This window comes from Sivoneniella epilithica UHCC 1019, assembly GCF_040830845.1.
GTDB lineage: Bacteria > Cyanobacteriota > Cyanobacteriia > Leptolyngbyales > Leptolyngbyaceae > ULC077BIN1.
In genome coordinates, this window is sequence record NZ_JBFPDP010000013.1 from 1 (window position 1) to 14343 (window position 14343).

15 protein-coding genes are annotated in these 14343 nt (G+C 48.1%); 11 read left to right on the plus strand and 4 right to left on the minus strand.

Features of this window, described 5'->3' with window-relative positions:
• The first annotated feature begins 177 nt into the window (after positions 1–177).
• The 3 genes from queF to hpxZ all read left to right on the plus strand — a co-directional run bounded on the left by queF (position 178) and on the right by hpxZ (position 1957).
• Positions 178–651, plus strand: coding sequence for a preQ(1) synthase (gene queF / locus AB3R30_RS10130; RefSeq protein ID WP_458649058.1), 474 nt, complete (start codon positions 178–180; stop codon positions 649–651).
• A gap of 119 nt (positions 652–770) precedes the next feature.
• Positions 771–1565 carry a cobyrinic acid a,c-diamide synthase gene (locus tag AB3R30_RS10135; RefSeq protein ID WP_458649059.1) on the plus strand — a complete coding sequence of 265 codons (795 nt, stop codon included), beginning with the start codon at positions 771–773 and terminating at the stop codon, positions 1563–1565.
• Positions 1562–1957 carry an oxalurate catabolism protein HpxZ gene (gene hpxZ / locus AB3R30_RS10140; RefSeq protein ID WP_458649060.1) on the plus strand — a complete coding sequence of 132 codons (396 nt, stop codon included), beginning with the start codon at positions 1562–1564 and terminating at the stop codon, positions 1955–1957. The genes AB3R30_RS10135 and hpxZ overlap by 4 nt, the downstream gene beginning before the upstream one ends.
• A 45-nt stretch (positions 1958–2002) precedes the next feature.
• On the opposite strand, the gene AB3R30_RS10145 is transcribed toward hpxZ, so the two are convergent.
• On the minus strand, positions 2003–2461 hold the full coding sequence (locus AB3R30_RS10145) for a GNAT family N-acetyltransferase (RefSeq protein ID WP_458649061.1): 459 nt from the start codon (positions 2459–2461) through the stop codon (positions 2003–2005).
• Between the two features lie 179 nt (positions 2462–2640).
• Here AB3R30_RS10145 and AB3R30_RS10150 point away from each other — a divergent pair, with 179 nt between their 5' ends.
• On the plus strand, positions 2641–3357 hold the full coding sequence (locus AB3R30_RS10150) for a DUF4333 domain-containing protein (RefSeq protein WP_458649062.1): 717 nt from the start codon (positions 2641–2643) through the stop codon (positions 3355–3357).
• Here the strand turns inward: AB3R30_RS10150 and AB3R30_RS10155 are convergent.
• A complete protein-coding gene (locus tag AB3R30_RS10155; RefSeq protein ID WP_458649063.1) occupies positions 3354–4322 on the minus strand; it encodes a stage II sporulation protein M in 969 nt (322 codons plus the stop codon). The two genes, AB3R30_RS10150 and AB3R30_RS10155, sit on opposite strands and share 4 nt — an antisense overlap.
• An 80-nt stretch (positions 4323–4402) precedes the next feature.
• Here AB3R30_RS10155 and AB3R30_RS10160 point away from each other — a divergent pair, with 80 nt between their 5' ends.
• The 5 genes from AB3R30_RS10160 to menB all read left to right on the plus strand — a co-directional run bounded on the left by AB3R30_RS10160 (position 4403) and on the right by menB (position 10313).
• On the plus strand, positions 4403–5374 hold the full coding sequence (locus AB3R30_RS10160) for a hypothetical protein (RefSeq protein WP_458649064.1): 972 nt from the start codon (positions 4403–4405) through the stop codon (positions 5372–5374).
• Positions 5375–5391: 17 nt separating this feature from the next.
• Positions 5392–6189, plus strand: a complete 798-nt coding sequence (locus AB3R30_RS10165; RefSeq protein WP_458649065.1) for an RDD family protein — start codon at positions 5392–5394, stop codon at positions 6187–6189.
• A gap of 159 nt (positions 6190–6348) precedes the next feature.
• Positions 6349–7674, plus strand: a complete 1326-nt coding sequence (locus AB3R30_RS10170; protein WP_458649066.1) for an S-layer homology domain-containing protein — start codon at positions 6349–6351, stop codon at positions 7672–7674.
• On the plus strand, positions 7674–9425 hold the full coding sequence (menD, locus tag AB3R30_RS10175; protein ID WP_458649067.1) for a 2-succinyl-5-enolpyruvyl-6-hydroxy-3-cyclohexene-1-carboxylic-acid synthase: 1752 nt from the start codon (positions 7674–7676) through the stop codon (positions 9423–9425). Before AB3R30_RS10170 ends, menD begins: the two co-directional genes overlap by 1 nt.
• Positions 9426–9479: 54 nt before the next feature.
• Positions 9480–10313, plus strand: coding sequence for a 1,4-dihydroxy-2-naphthoyl-CoA synthase (gene menB, locus AB3R30_RS10180; protein WP_458649068.1), 834 nt, complete (start codon positions 9480–9482; stop codon positions 10311–10313).
• Between the two features lie 43 nt (positions 10314–10356).
• Here the strand turns inward: menB and AB3R30_RS10185 are convergent, their stop codons facing one another.
• Complete coding sequence (locus AB3R30_RS10185) at positions 10357–10671, minus strand: hypothetical protein (RefSeq protein ID WP_458649069.1); 315 nt, start codon at positions 10669–10671, stop codon at positions 10357–10359.
• A gap of 519 nt (positions 10672–11190) precedes the next feature.
• Positions 11191–11751 (minus strand): DciA family protein, encoded by a 561-nt coding sequence (locus tag AB3R30_RS10190; RefSeq protein WP_458649070.1) that lies wholly within the window; start codon positions 11749–11751, stop codon positions 11191–11193.
• A 277-nt stretch (positions 11752–12028) separates the two neighbouring features.
• On the opposite strand from AB3R30_RS10190, the gene AB3R30_RS10195 reads away from it, so the two are divergent.
• Together AB3R30_RS10195 and AB3R30_RS10200 are read left to right on the plus strand one after the other, a co-directional pair.
• On the plus strand, positions 12029–13507 hold the full coding sequence (locus tag AB3R30_RS10195) for an SPOR domain-containing protein (RefSeq protein ID WP_458649071.1): 1479 nt from the start codon (positions 12029–12031) through the stop codon (positions 13505–13507).
• 40 nt (positions 13508–13547) lie between these two features.
• Positions 13548–14288 (plus strand): PspA/IM30 family protein, encoded by a 741-nt coding sequence (locus AB3R30_RS10200; protein WP_458649072.1) that lies wholly within the window; start codon positions 13548–13550, stop codon positions 14286–14288.
• Positions 14289–14343: the final 55 nt, after the last annotated feature.

Sequence of the window (14343 nt, forward strand, 5' to 3'; positions counted from 1 at the left end):
TGGCAATTTACGACTCAAGATGCCCGCATCAAACTCAAGCGTCTCTATCCATCAATTCTTTCTTGACAGACTACTAGGGTGAGGGCGAATTTTGATATTCATCCCTCAATTCAGCAACGCCAAAATGTCTGGCTCTCAAACACTTTAAAATGAAGTTCTGGCGACGCGATCGCTCCCATGACCCACGTTTATCCTTTTTCTACATCAATCATGAGTCAACTTCCTACCGACCTGATCCCGTCTAAATCTGAGTTGCCAAACCCTATCGAACCAAAGTATGGAGAGCGGTTAATTGATGAGGGACAATTGATTACCTTTCCCAATCCGCGAATTGGTAGACGCTACGAGATTCAGATTGTGCTGCCTGAATTTACCTGCAAGTGTCCGTTTTCGGGATATCCCGATTTTGCAACGATTTACCTGACCTACGTTCCTAACCAAAAGGTCGTGGAGCTAAAGGCAATTAAGCTTTATATCAATAGCTATCGCGATCGCTATATTTCCCACGAAGAGTCAATCAATCAAATCTTGGATGATTTTGTGGCAGCGTGCGATCCCTTGGAGGTGAAAATTAAGGGCGATTATAATCCTCGCGGCAATGTGCATACGGTGATTGAGGTGGAGCATCGTCACCCATCGATTCCAGCATAATTTGCTTAAGCATAATTTGATCGAATAAAGTAAGGCTTGCGCTGTTGATAACTGCAAAGGTTGGGCACACTGAATACTAAGGCGGTGCAATACAGCGATCGCCGCCTTTAAGAGTATTTATGAATGAGTCATTGGAATCATCACCGACCTTTTCTAATCCCGTTTCTGCTGAGAATCTGTTGCTGAAGCTTCCTCCTGAAGCGCGGCGATGGGCTGAAAGCCTGCCTTGGGCACAGCGCCGCTATGTGTTGTCGTTGTGCCATTTAATGTGTGCGGCTGCGCCAGAAACACGGGCAAAATTTTTAGATGACTATACCGCCGATGGGTTAGTGTCTAAAGTTTTGGAAGACCGTGACACAAAGCAAAAAGTCAAAGAATATTTGAAAGAATTTAAGGTTAAAACCGATCTGGATACTAATTCTTTACGGCATTATATTCGTCAGTTTTATATCCATTCGGCGCAAGATATGCGAACTCAGCCGGATCTTTATTTAGAGTCGGCATTGCGGTTGGTGATGAGTACGGAGGAACGCAACAATGTGTTTTCGTATATTTTGGGTTTTGAGTTGATTAAGATGATGTTTCGCATGAGTTGGTATCAGCAGGAAAAGCTCTATCGCTTGCAGCGTAACCAGGAAGAGTTTTTGCAGACTTACATTAAGCCGATTCAACATGCTCACCGGATTAATCAGATTATTGTGCCAAAAGATGAAAACCTATTTTTTGCGCGGCGCGATTATTATGTGAAAAAGCCGATTATGTCTGAGAAAAAGTTGGTGGAGTTGGCGATCGCCACTTTCCCAACGGATGTCACTACGAATATGGGCTTTTCCATTATTCGCCATTCTCAATCACTCATATTCGACTATCACTATATTTTTGAACTGGATCAGGATGCCATTTATCTGCAATGACCTATTCTCAAACCTATTCCCAGAGTGACTTAATTGCAGAGCTTACCCAACTCTACCGAACCTACGAAACCGCTCTTTGCTGCAACGATTTGGTAACTCTAGATGCGCTGTTTTGGGAATCAGCCGATGTGGTGCGGTTTGGTGCCACTGAAAATTTGTATGGGATTGACGAAATTCGCCAGTTTCGCCAAAATCGCCCCACAAAAAACCTGGAACGGCAAATCTCCAATCTGAAAGTGATCCCGTTTGGCGAGGATACGGCGGCGATTACCCTGGAGTTTTGCCGCCAGATTGATGGAGTGGCGAGATCGGGTAGACAAAGCCAATTTTGGCGAAAGTTTCCCCAAGGATGGCGGATTGTCTCTGCCCATGTGTCGCTGCTGCCAGTTTAGGAATATGGTAAAAGGGCGATCGCACGAGGCAGCGTAAAGGCAACCTCAAAGTTCACGCTTCATCATCAGTGCTTCATCATCTTCCTTCTCACCGGTGTATGCGAAGCCTTGCTTCTGATAAAATTTCCCTGGACTCCCCTCTCCCGGCACACAGCTTGTTAATAAAACCTTTGCGCCGGGGCGTGTTTTGACGTGTTCGATCAACAATTCCAAAGCGCGTCGCCCAAATCCGCACTTTTGAAAACGGGCATCAATCATGAATCGCCAAAGAAAATAGGATGCCTTGACCGGATCATCTTCCAGCATCACAAAACCGACGGGTGTTTCATCAGCATAAATCGCTCGAAACCAAGCAACTTCTGGATAAAAATGGGCTTGAGCAAGAGACCAAGCATTGGAGGCAACGAATTCTTCTTGTTCGTCAGTTACTTTCAAAGCGAGAATATCTTCAAGATTTTCTTGAGTAATTTCTTGTAGCGTAACGATTGCACTTGGCAACACCATTAGATCTCTTCCAGTAAACGCTGTCCGCTATTTTAACTAACAGATGCAATACACGTAAGCATTAAATAAAATACAATCCCGTCGATAACTTGACCAGCATAACAACGCCTTAATCGTCCTTGCCCTTGCATAATAGAAAGCGGCAGAGGATGCGAGTGAGCTAGCAGGAGAGTGTTTGTATGAGTCAGTGCGATCGCCTATTAATTCAACGGTCAAAGCGACCACTCAGTAAAAAAATTGGGTGGTTGATTGTGGTGGGTGCGATCGCGCTCACAGGTTGCAATTCTCCAGAACCTAGTCCTCTTCCAACAGAGTCACCAATCCTCCAATCTCCGTTTCCCACTTCCACTGGATTGTTGCCCAGTGCCAGTCCCACAGAGACTCCCCTCAGTGCTAGCCCAACGCCCACCTTAACGCCCTCTCCAACAGCGGAAAAGCCAGAATCCGTCAAGGCAGTGGAAAACAATTTGGCAGGGTTGGTCGGCAAAGCGGGAAACTTAACGATTCAATCGGTAGACTGTCCGGCAAATTTGGCAGCGCCCAGTCAACCTGGAAATTCAAATGCCCCCGTATCAAAAGCCTACGAGTGTCAGATCAACTCAGATGCAGGCGCATTTACCGTTGTCGTTGAACCGACCAGCGATCCCAGTAAATTTCGCTGGGGCACCAAGGGAATGCTGCTGCTCTCTAAATTGAATGACTTTATTCAAAAAAGTGCTGAGAGCAAAGATATAGGGAAAGTTGCGGTGGATTGTGGCGGCAAAATTCGCCCTGCCAAAGTCGGAGAAACTTTTGACTGTAAGGTCACTGATCCAAAAGGTGTTGTTCGCACGGTGAAAGTGACGGTTCGCGATGAAGTTGGCAACGTGTTTATTGCACCGCTCAACCGCAGCTAATGGCTATTAGCGATTGGCTTTTTATAGCTGAGATACCCCACTAATGCCACAAACAGCCCAGTGCCGATCGCGTATTTGACTAAATCGGGAATCGCTGGTTGTGGGGAAACAAAGCCTTCAATAATGCCAGCAATCACCAGCATGGGCACAATGCCAAAAACCAGATTTGCTGCCTGCATTCCGTAAACTTTGAGGGCATCCGCACGGCGATATTTGCCTGGAAACAGAATCGCTTTAGCCAGCAAAAAGCCTGCACCTCCCGCCAAAAAAATGGCAGGCAATTCCAGCGCGCCGTGGGGAAAAACGAATGCCCAGAAGGGAAGGGCAAGATTATTTTGCCCTACGAGCGCCCCCACGGTGCCAATGAGCAAACCATTGAGCAGCAGAATATAAGTGGTGGCAAGTCCGGCGGTCATGCCCCCCGCGATCGCGGCAAACGACACCTTAATGTTGTTGATCATGATGCTGCTAGAAGCGAGTGGCTCAATCCCTAAAATAGAACCCATCCACAATTCGCCGCGATCTCGCACTTTTTCAATCATCTCCGCTGGCAGCAACAGGTTCATAAACATGGGATCGTGCCATGCCAGCCACCACGCCACCACGCCACCAAAAATAAATAGCGCCGTAGCAAAGGCAATATAGCCGCCTGCTTCCTGAACTGCCGCCGGAAAACCCCAACGATAAAACTCCAGCACGGCTTGCCATTCCTGCTTGCGATCGCCCTGATACACTTGGGCATAGCCACGAGTGGTTAAGGCTTGTAAATCCTGGGTGACTCGTTCTCCCACCTGATTCGTTTTTGCCCGCGCCAAATCTGCCGACACGGAGCGATACAGACTCGCCAACTGCCGAATTTCTTCTGCTTTTAGGGATTTTAGCCCCTTGCTTTCCAACTTTTTGAGGAGAGTTTCTAACGCCTGCCAACTGGGTTGTCGCCGACCGATCCAGCGCTGGATGTTCATAGATGTTTATATTTGCAACGAACGAAACGAGGTGGATTAGGATAGCGGCATCATTCACCGTTTTAGCAGGAGCGTAACTCATGGCTCAAGATTCGCGATCGTCCCCGGTGGAACCCCTCAGTGTTGGCAATATCGTCAGCAGTAGCTTTCAGCTTTACCGGGAAAAGTTCAATGAATATTTACCTATTGCATTAGCGGCTGTCGGTTGGTCTTTGCTGCCCATTCTTGCACTAATTGTACTGGGACTTATCGTAGCAGTGATTATGGGTGCCAGCCAGCAACCAACAGCCGGGGCTGGAATCGGAGTTTTAGGGTTTGTTGCCATTATTGTATTGGCGGTGTTTTCCTCGGCTAAATCCTTAGCGAATTCTGCGTTAATTACCCGCTTAGCCTTTGGAGAACTGACCAACGAGCCTGAAGCACTGACGGAGGCTCGCCGATTTACCAATTCTCGCAAGTGGAGTTTCTTCGCAACTCAAATCTGGGTTGGGCTAATTGCCGCTGGCTTGGTGCTTGGCATGTATTTGGTGGCAGCGGTGTTTGGCGTTGCCCTGTTTGCAGCATTCGGTGGCTTTAGTGGTTCTCCAAATTCTGGATTGATAGTTATTGGGGTGCTGCTGTCGCTGTTGATTATGCTGGTCGTGGTCACGGCTTTCTTTTGGCTAAGCGCTCGACTATTTGGGGCAGAAGTTCCCTTGGCAGTTGAACCTCAAATCTTGCCGCTTCAATCCGTTAAGCGCTTTTGGAGCTTAACCAAGGGTAATATTTGGCGAGTGTCTTTAGTCTTGCTGATTACGTTTGCCATCACTCTGCCGCTTTATTTAATTGCCCAATTCATTTCGATCATTCCCCAAGGCTTAGTGTTGGGATTGATCCGAGATAACCCCAATGCATTGGCGATCGGCAATGCTTTATCATCACTAATCAGCTACGCCATTGGATTGCTATTGTCTGTTGTAATACTACCGCTGTGGCAAGTCATTAAAGCAGCGGTTTATTATGATTTGCGAACTCGGCAGGAAGGTCTTGGCTTAAACCTGCGCGATCGCTAAAAGTAAGGAATGCCATCATGCGCTATTTCAATCGAGTTTCCCTCGCCACGCCCGAAAGCGTTGAGCTAGAGTTCACCTTGGCGGGAATTGGCAGCCGCACGTTGGCATTAACGATTGATTATTCAATCCTATTTTTAGTGCTTTCTGCTTTCTGGATTGTTTGGTTTGTCGTGGCGATCGGGCTGCTCAGTTCTTTAGAGTCTTTTGGCAGAGATTATAGTTCGGCTCCTCTGTGGCTAATCGCAATTTTTATATTGCTCAATTTTGCGCTGTGGAATGGCTATTTCATTCTGTTTGAAACAATTTGGCAAGGGCAAACTCCGGGGAAGCGGCGGGTCAAAATTCGAGTGGTGCGCGATGACGGTCGATCGGTTCGCTTGATGCAAGCCACTCTGCGATCGCTGTTGCGCCCAGTCGATGATTTTTGCTTCATTGGCGCAGTGTTTATCCTGTTTAGCAAGCGGGAAAAACGCATTGGCGATTGGGCAGCCGGAACCATTGTGATTCAGGAATCTCAAGGGGATAAAAGATCTGCGATCGCCCTTTCAGACCATGCTAAAACCCTTGCCGCTCAATTACCTGACATTGCCGATCTAAATCAACTGCTACCCGATGACTATGCCGTGATTCGAGAATACTTGCAGCGCCGCACCACCATGACAACTCAAGCCCACACCGACAAAAGCATGGAACTCGCCCGACAACTGCGATCGCTGCTGGCAATGGAAACCACCCCGCCCAACACTACCTCCGACGACTTCCTAGAAGCCGTATTCATCGCATATCAACAGATGGACAATAAAGAACCATATTGAACTCAAAACTCAAAATTGAACTCAAAACTCAAAACTCAAAATTGAACTCAAAACTCAAAACTTCCCCCTTCACTCTTGCCAATCTACGCTAGGGTAGGGCTGTAGAGGATTTTGCTGAAAGTAATCGTGTTTCATCGTTGTTTGTCTGCCTCATTAATAGTGTTCAGTTGCTTGCTGTTGACCAGTTGCGCCAATAGTGGTTTGGGAGAGTCGCTGCAAACATCTTTAGCCGCTGACCCCAAGCTAAAAGAAACGGTTTTGGACGGAGATGGACAGGCGATCGCCCCAACGCCGTCTCCCACCGAAAACCCAACTTCTCAGGCGGAACTACCTACTACGTTTCCAGTAGAAATTCCCCAATATCCGGCGGCAGTGTTGCAGTCGGTCAGTGAACCAGACAGAACCACTCAATGGGTCAGCGCAGACAGCAGCGATCGCGTTTTCGCCTTTTACAAAGAGCAGTTTCAAACCAATGGTTGGACGCTGGAGGCATCGCCCTTAAGCACAACCCAGGGAACCCTAACCGCCAATCGAAACGATCTAAAAGTAAGTATTGCCATTCAGCCGAAGCCAGATGTATCCAACCCGGCTGCTACGACTGGCACAGATTTTGCGATTCAATATCAGCAGGGCAGTGTGATTGGAGCGGTTCCTAGTCCCTCGCCAACCGCATCCGAGCCAACCACTACACCAGAAGAAGCATTCTTAGGATTATCGGGAAGTTCGGATGATACTCTGCAATCCAGTCAGCCACCTATTTCCAGTCAGCCACCTATACAAACAGCAGCGCCGTTGCCGCCCAATTCTTTCACCGATATAGAGAAAGCGCCCAAAGAATTACAGCCTTACATCACGGCGCTTGACCAACTTGGCGTTTTGGAGTTGTCGTCGAGTGGGAAGGAGAAAGCCGATAACAACAATTTTGCACCGAATAAACCAGTTTCGCGGCGCGAGTATGCGCGATGGCTGTTTGCTGCAAACAATCGCCTCTATCGCGATCGCACGGCTCAACAAATTCGACCCGCATCCAGCAGTTCTCAACCCGTTTTTCGGGATGTGCCCGCTAGCGATCGCGATTTTGCCGCGATTCAAGGGTTAGCAGAAGCGGGAATTATTCCCAGTCCTTTATCGGGCGACTCAACTGCGGTCACCTTTCGCCCCGATGCTCAGCTGAGCCGGGAAACTGTGCTGCTGTGGAAAGTACCGATAGATACGCGCCAGCCTTTGCCAGTTAGCAGTTTGGAGACAATCAAGCAAACCTGGGGCTTTCAAGATGCTGCCCGGATTGATCCCAAAGCGCAACGTGCCGTGTTAGCGGATTTCCAAAATGGCGACCAATCCAATATTCGTCGTGCCTTTGGCTACACCACTCTTTTCCAACCCAAAAAAGCGGTCACTCGTGCAGAAGCCGCTGCCACCTTGGGGTATTTTGGCTATCAAGGAGACGGGATTTCGGCTCAAGAAGCGCTGAAACCAGAAGGATAATGGCGATTGATTTTACGAACACGAATCTAGTCTGGGCTTCTATTCTGGTAGAAATGCTAGCTCGATTGGGATTGAAGACAGCAGTGATTTGCCCGGGATCGCGATCGGCTCCGTTAGCGATCGCGTTTGCCAATCATCCCACCATCGACGCAATTCCAGTGTTGGACGAGCGCTCCGCCGCTTTTTTTGCCCTTGGAGTTGCGCGTCAACAGCATCAACCCGTCGCCCTAATCTGCACCTCCGGCACGGCTGGCGCAAACTTCTATCCGGCTGTGATTGAAGCCTACGAAAGTCGAGTACCGCTACTAATTTTGACCGCCGATCGCCCTCCCGAACTGCGCGATTGCAACGCCGGACAAGCGATCGACCAGCAGAAACTCTATGGCTCCTTTCCCAACTGGTATGCCGAACTGGCGATCGCGTCGATAGAACCTGCCCTACTTGTCTACCTCCGCCAAACCCTGATCCACGCCTGGGAGCACACTCTTTTTCCAACTCCAGGCGTAGTCCATCTCAACATACCGCTGCGGGAACCGCTTGCCCCCATTCCCGACCCTTCCGTCCAAGCGCAAGCCCTTACCTTCAACGCCACCCACTTTTTTTCTGCCCTCCCCTCTACCCCTTCCCCCCTCCCCTCCTTCACCCTTCCCCTCCCTCTCGCCCACTGGCAAGCTTCATCCCAAGGCATCATCATCGCTGGACTCGCTCAACCAAACGACCCCGAAGCCTACTGTGAAGCGATCGCGGTTATTTCCAGTTTTCTCGGTTATCCCGTCCTAGCAGAAGGGCTGTCTCCAGTTCGCAATTACGCCAATCTGATCCCCAATTTGATCTCAACCTACGACCTGATTTTGCGGAATGCGGCGTGGGCAGAAAAATTGGCACCTGCGATCATCCTGCGGATTGGCGAAATGCCCACCAGCAAACAATTGCGGACTTGGCTAACCGCAACAGAACCGCGACAGTGGGTGATTGATCCCAGTGGACGCAATTTAGATCCACTCCACGGGAGAACCATTCACTTACACTGTTCTGTCGAGCAAGTAGCCGCACAATTTGTACAAGATTTGAATCCTGCTAAAACCAATCCTTACTGGCATCTCTGGCAAACCGCAGAAACCGAAACTCGCCAAAACCGCGATCGCGCCTTGAGTAAAACTACTCATTTATTTGAAGGCAAAGCTGCCTGGATGCTCTCTCGCTGCTTGCCTCCTAACACGCCCCTATTTATCAGCAGCAGTACCCCCGTGCGCGACGTAGATTTTTTTTGGGTTCCTGGCAATTCTAAAATTCAGCTATTTTTTAATCGAGGCGCAAACGGCATTGATGGCAGTCTCTCCACGGCGTTAGGAGTTGCCCATCGCAACCAGAGCAGCGTCATGCTCACCGGGGATTTAGCCTTACTGCATGACACCAATGGCTTTTTGCTACAGCAGCATTTTATCGGGCATCTCACGATCGTGTTAATCAATAACAACGGTGGCGGCATTTTTGAAATGTTAGCGATCGCCCAATTTGATTTGCCCTTTGAAGAGTTTTTTGCCCTGCCCCAATCCATTGATTTTGCTCACCTGTGTAAAACCTATGGGGTTGAACACGAACGAATTACCACTTGGGATCACCTAGCAGACCGACTCAATCCCCTGCCCAAATCTGGCATCCGTGTTTTAGAACTCTGCACCGATCGCAAAGCAGATGCCCAATGGCGACACAATCATTTAGGCACCTTTGCTGCAAAGATAAATGATTGAGCGACGATTTCCCCAATTCAAAACTCAAAATTAAAAACTCAAAACTCATTTCGTATGCAAATTGACTGGCAAATTGCCAAAACCTACGAAGACATTCTGTATCACAAAGCAGATGGGATTGCCAAAATCACCATCAACCGCCCCCATAAGCGCAACGCTTTCCGTCCTAAAACGGTTGTTGAACTCTATGATGCGTTTTGGAATGCCCGTGAAGATACGCGGATTGGAGTTGTCTTGTTTACTGGAGCAGGACCTCATACGGATGGCAAATATGCGTTTTGTTCTGGCGGCGATCAAAGCGTTCGCGGAGAAGCCGGATATGTCGATGAAGCAGGAATTCCTCGCTTAAATGTGCTGGATTTGCAAAAACTGATTCGCTCCATGCCCAAAGTGATCATCGCACTGGTGGCAGGATACGCGATCGGCGGTGGACATGTGCTGCACATTCTCTGCGACTTAACTATCGCGGCAGATAACGCTGTTTTTGGGCAAACCGGACCCAAAGTCGGCAGTTTTGACGGAGGTTTTGGGGCGAGCTATTTAGCAAGACTTGTGGGGCAAAAAAAAGCGAGAGAAATCTGGTACTTATGCCGTCAATACAATGCGGCTGAAGCCTTAGATATGGGACTAGTAAACTGTGTTGTACCCGTAGAGCAACTAGAAGCGGAAGGAATTCAATGGGCGCAAGAAATTTTAGCCAAAAGCCCGATCGCGATTCGTTGCCTCAAATCAGCGTTTAACGCTGACTGCGATGGTCAAGCTGGGTTACAGGAACTGGCAGGCAATGCCACCCTGCTCTATTACATGACCGAAGAAGGAGCCGAAGGAAAACAGGCGTTTTTAGAGAAGCGATCGCCCGATTTTCGACAGTATCCTTGGCTACCATAAAATAAAACTATCGACCTTGTTAAAACATCTAAATGCAAACAGCTTAAACCCAACTGGATGAAGCTTCAACGCTGAGTGGTGTTGGCAGAGGTTGGGCTGCAACTTCCGCTTCTCCTAAATCCTCACGAAAAGCATTTGCTTCAACAGCTTCTTGCACTTCTAACGCTTTTTGCTGCCAAATCATAATGTCTCCCAATCCATTCCAAGGCGGCAGAAAAGGGGGAGCCGATACACTACAAGCATTCCACTGACTTTTAACAGAAACGCTGAGCTTTTGACAATGCCCTCCGCGTCGCCCTTGAGGAAGGTAGTAGCGGCAGTGACGACAAAACGATATTGAGGATTCAAGGGACTTCATAAAATTTTTTAAAGTGAGCAAGAAGTGCTGATCCCCATTTTTAACTAACAGTTTTTTGCGTTTTAGAAGACTTTTCATCTTGAATTCACAGCACCGATGGACTTTGAGCGATTCAAGATAAAAAGTGACTTTTAGATTCTCTTTAGATTTGAGCAACCTAAGAATTGATTTGTGTGTAGTTTCCGTAAACCTTCTTGGTTTGCACCAAAAAACGACAGGGATCAAGTAAAACTAAAAGCGGTTTTTTGATAAAACTTTATTAAAGTGAGTCTTTGTTAAAGGAGAAATATTTGTGAACGCATTCTATCCAGTCACTCTTAGAGAAAGAATCTTACTTTTGAAAGAGTTTAGTGATGGGATTAAATGCTAAAAAAATAAGGGATTTATATTTTTTCAAATCACTAATTTACTGACAGATCATTAAGCTTGGCTTGCCCCAAAAAAAAGTGTATGTTCTAGCTCACTAAAATGTGTGATTATTATCACTCTGTAAGTAGTTACTTCAGCAATTCGTATTATTTACCAACGTTTTGCCACACATAGTGAGCAAATTTGCCAACGTTCTAGTTCCCCAATTGGAGTAGGGGAATGGCATTGGGGACAGTGAGGAAGATGGTTAGTTCGCGATCGCATGAGTGTTGCCCACTGTTGAAACGCCACCAGCGGCGTATCTGAAGGCAATGTGGCTGAATTGCTTAAGGGAATGGTGCCTGCTGGCAAACGACTGGGATGATCCTGCCACAGCGCTGTTTGCTCTTGTTCACCGGGGAAGGTTGCTAGGGGAATCTCTGCCCATTGAGCCGTAGAAAACCGAATATCAGTCAGCGATCGCGACAAGACCTGATTCAGTTTCTCTAAAATACGTTGGCGCTCAAACACCAAATTTTGTGCCCAAGCAGAACTGGAGGTTGCAACCTTAAGAACTCCGCGCTGCACTGAGATTGGACGAGTTTGCGCTGCAACGACGACTCCGACCACAGACTGCCAATGTCCCAAAACCTGCTGAAGCTGTTGCTGCTGTTTCTGCTTATACTGACCTTCTAAAGACCCTAGAACATGGTTAAGCGAATGGAAAGCCATGATTGCACAGTCCGCAATAAAAAATCAAAAAATGTAATCAAAAAAATGTGATCAAGTTTAGAAAAAGAAGTGTATAACGTTGGCTCAGGTTCTACTTGAGTTCCAAAAGAAGTGATACTAGGTGAAATTCGTTTTTGTCTAAGGGATCGTTAGCAATGGTGTCCTAGTGCAAGTCAGCTATAGTATCGCACTCTCTTCACTTTGAGATATTGGACTTTGGTTGGTTTGGGGTGAGTCGCTTGGGTGATTTGATGAAGAATTGGTTGGGGGTTTTGAAATGCGTCAGTCTTCTACAATAACGTCTTCTAAGGCTTGTGTTCAATCGCTGCATCCGCTGTTGCAGAGAGCTTTTGCGTGTTCTGACATTCAGCTTGATGAAGAACTTGCTCGGTATCGACGGCAAAAAGCGTTGGGCAAAGCGACCTATTCTCCTCGCCCGACGGCTTATCGAAAAGCGCCAAAAAGTCTAGATTTAATCTCAACTGCACCGATCGCTGAATCTGTTGAATCTTTTGCGCCCCCTCCGCCTGTTGCACCCACTATTGAATCCAACCTTGAACTGGCTCAACCATCAGCGGCAGCGACCGCACTAGATTTGGCGATCGCGGCTTTACCCGATCACGCTGATCTATCGATAGCAAATATCTCTGAACTCAAAGAGCTTGCTGCTCAATATGCTGCCCAAGTTGCCAGTGGCGCAGACTCAGCCTTAGATGAAATTAGCCCGGATTACTATTTAGAGTCCTCTGAATTATTGCGAAGCCTCGCCGCAGAAGAAGCAGAAGTTCAAGCCGAGCAAAGCTTCTTTCAAAGTTTGCTGACCCCATTGGGTATGGGATCAATGTTGCTGCTGCTGTTATCTAGCGCAATGTTTGGCTTTTTGGTGATGAATCCAACTAGCGTTAGCCGCTTCTTCAATAGTAACGAGACTCCAACGGCTGCCAATCCCCTAGGGGCGACGGTTTCTCCTGCCAACAGTTCTACGGCTGAAATGGCTAGTGCGCCTCAACCTAATCTTGCCAGCCGTGAATTTCCTGACCTAAACTTACAAACCCTAGGCTCCGTTGAGGTAGCGCCTTCTAGTAGCGCTGGCGTTCCTACCCTGAACACCGCTGAAGCTAGTTCAGTCAAAGGCGCGCAATCTGCCAACTTAGGGCTTTCTGGCAAATCAAGCTCCACTGGACTAACGCAATCTTCTGAACCTGTTCCCACCAGTGCTGCAACATTAAGGGTTGCGGAACCCCTTCCTGATCCGGTGATCCCGATCGCTCCTGCTGCCCCCCTCTCTCGATCAACTCCCCTACCTCCCAGAGTTTCACCACCTCCAGCCTCCTCTCCCATTCCTCGCTACAGACCCCCTGCCCAACCCTACCAATCCGCCCCAGCGCGAAGTTATGCCGCGCCTGCCAAATCTTATACTCCGCCGCCTATCAAATTTAAGCCTGTATCACCAGAAGCGCTCCCTACTGTGGCTCCGGCTCCAGCAGCATCTCAGTCACCGACGCAGATCAGAGAATATATTCGCGAACCTGATTATAAAGTAGTGACTCCTTATAGCAGCGATCGCTCCTTAAATGAGGCACAGCAAAAAGTACCCGATGCCTACTTACAAAACTATCCATCTGGAGCAAAAGTTCAGCTTGGATCGTTTGAAAATGAAAGTGCTGCCAAAGCCCGGGTTGAGCAACTGCGCCAACAGGGAGTAGAAGCAGAAATTTATAAGCCCGAAGGGATAAAGCCTGAACCGAAAAGGTAGGTTAGTATGATTAACATGCTCTTTTACCTGTGGAAGCGTCATGGGATTTTTTGATCGAATCTGGCGGATGATTCGTGCCAACTTGAATGCGTTGGTCAGCCAAGCAGAAGATCCTGAAAAGATCTTGGAACAGGTTGTGCTGGATATGCAGGATGACCTGATTCAACTGCGCCAAGCAGTAGCCCAAGCGATCGCGACCCAAAAGCGCACCGAGCGGCAATATTCCCAAGCGCAAACCACCGCCGATGACTGGTATCGGCGCGCACAACTAGCTCTGCAAAAAGGAGAAGAAGAATTGGCGCGAGAAGCCCTAGTGCGCCGCAAATCCTATGAAGAAACCGCCACGGCAATGAAAACCCAACTCACTCAGCAATCAGTTGTGGTAGACCAGCTTAAACAAAACATGAAAAAGCTGGAAAGCAAGATTTCTGAGGCGAAAACTAAGAAGGATCTTTATATCGCTCGTGCCCGGTCTGCCAAAGCCACCCAGCAAATTAACGACATGATGGGAAATGTGGGCACAGGTAGCGCCATGCAAGCTTTCGATCGCATGGAAGAAAAGGTGTTGCAACTCGAAGCCCAATCGGAAGCGATCACCGAACTTAGCATGGACGATTTGGAACAGCGGTTTGAGAAACTCGGTCAAGCCGACGACATTGACGCAGAGCTAGAAGCCATGAAATCCCAAGCTCTGTCTGGCACCAGTGCAACGGCTCAACTGCCTGCCCAAACCGCTGATCCAGAACTAGAAAAACTCCGTCAGCAAATCCGCGAGGGTTAAATGCTTAATCTATTTTTCCAAGATGAGAGCTTCTAGGTTTAGTAGCTTGCACAGA

Coding starts and splice junctions, on each gene's coding strand:
- queF (WP_458649058.1), top strand. CDS start 178: ATGACCCACGTTTATCCTTTTTCTACATCAATCATGAGTCAACTTCCT.
- AB3R30_RS10135 (WP_458649059.1), top strand. CDS start 771: ATGAATGAGTCATTGGAATCATCACCGACCTTTTCTAATCCCGTTTCT.
- hpxZ (WP_458649060.1), top strand. CDS start 1,562: ATGACCTATTCTCAAACCTATTCCCAGAGTGACTTAATTGCAGAGCTT.
- AB3R30_RS10145 (WP_458649061.1), bottom strand. CDS start 2,461: ATGGTGTTGCCAAGTGCAATCGTTACGCTACAAGAAATTACTCAAGAA.
- AB3R30_RS10150 (WP_458649062.1), top strand. CDS start 2,641: ATGAGTCAGTGCGATCGCCTATTAATTCAACGGTCAAAGCGACCACTC.
- AB3R30_RS10155 (WP_458649063.1), bottom strand. CDS start 4,322: ATGAACATCCAGCGCTGGATCGGTCGGCGACAACCCAGTTGGCAGGCG.
- AB3R30_RS10160 (WP_458649064.1), top strand. CDS start 4,403: ATGGCTCAAGATTCGCGATCGTCCCCGGTGGAACCCCTCAGTGTTGGC.
- AB3R30_RS10165 (WP_458649065.1), top strand. CDS start 5,392: ATGCGCTATTTCAATCGAGTTTCCCTCGCCACGCCCGAAAGCGTTGAG.
- menD (WP_458649067.1), top strand. CDS start 7,674: ATGGCGATTGATTTTACGAACACGAATCTAGTCTGGGCTTCTATTCTG.
- menB (WP_458649068.1), top strand. CDS start 9,480: ATGCAAATTGACTGGCAAATTGCCAAAACCTACGAAGACATTCTGTAT.
- AB3R30_RS10185 (WP_458649069.1), bottom strand. CDS start 10,671: ATGAAGTCCCTTGAATCCTCAATATCGTTTTGTCGTCACTGCCGCTAC.
- AB3R30_RS10190 (WP_458649070.1), bottom strand. CDS start 11,751: ATGGCTTTCCATTCGCTTAACCATGTTCTAGGGTCTTTAGAAGGTCAG.
- AB3R30_RS10195 (WP_458649071.1), top strand. CDS start 12,029: ATGCGTCAGTCTTCTACAATAACGTCTTCTAAGGCTTGTGTTCAATCG.
- AB3R30_RS10200 (WP_458649072.1), top strand. CDS start 13,548: ATGGGATTTTTTGATCGAATCTGGCGGATGATTCGTGCCAACTTGAAT.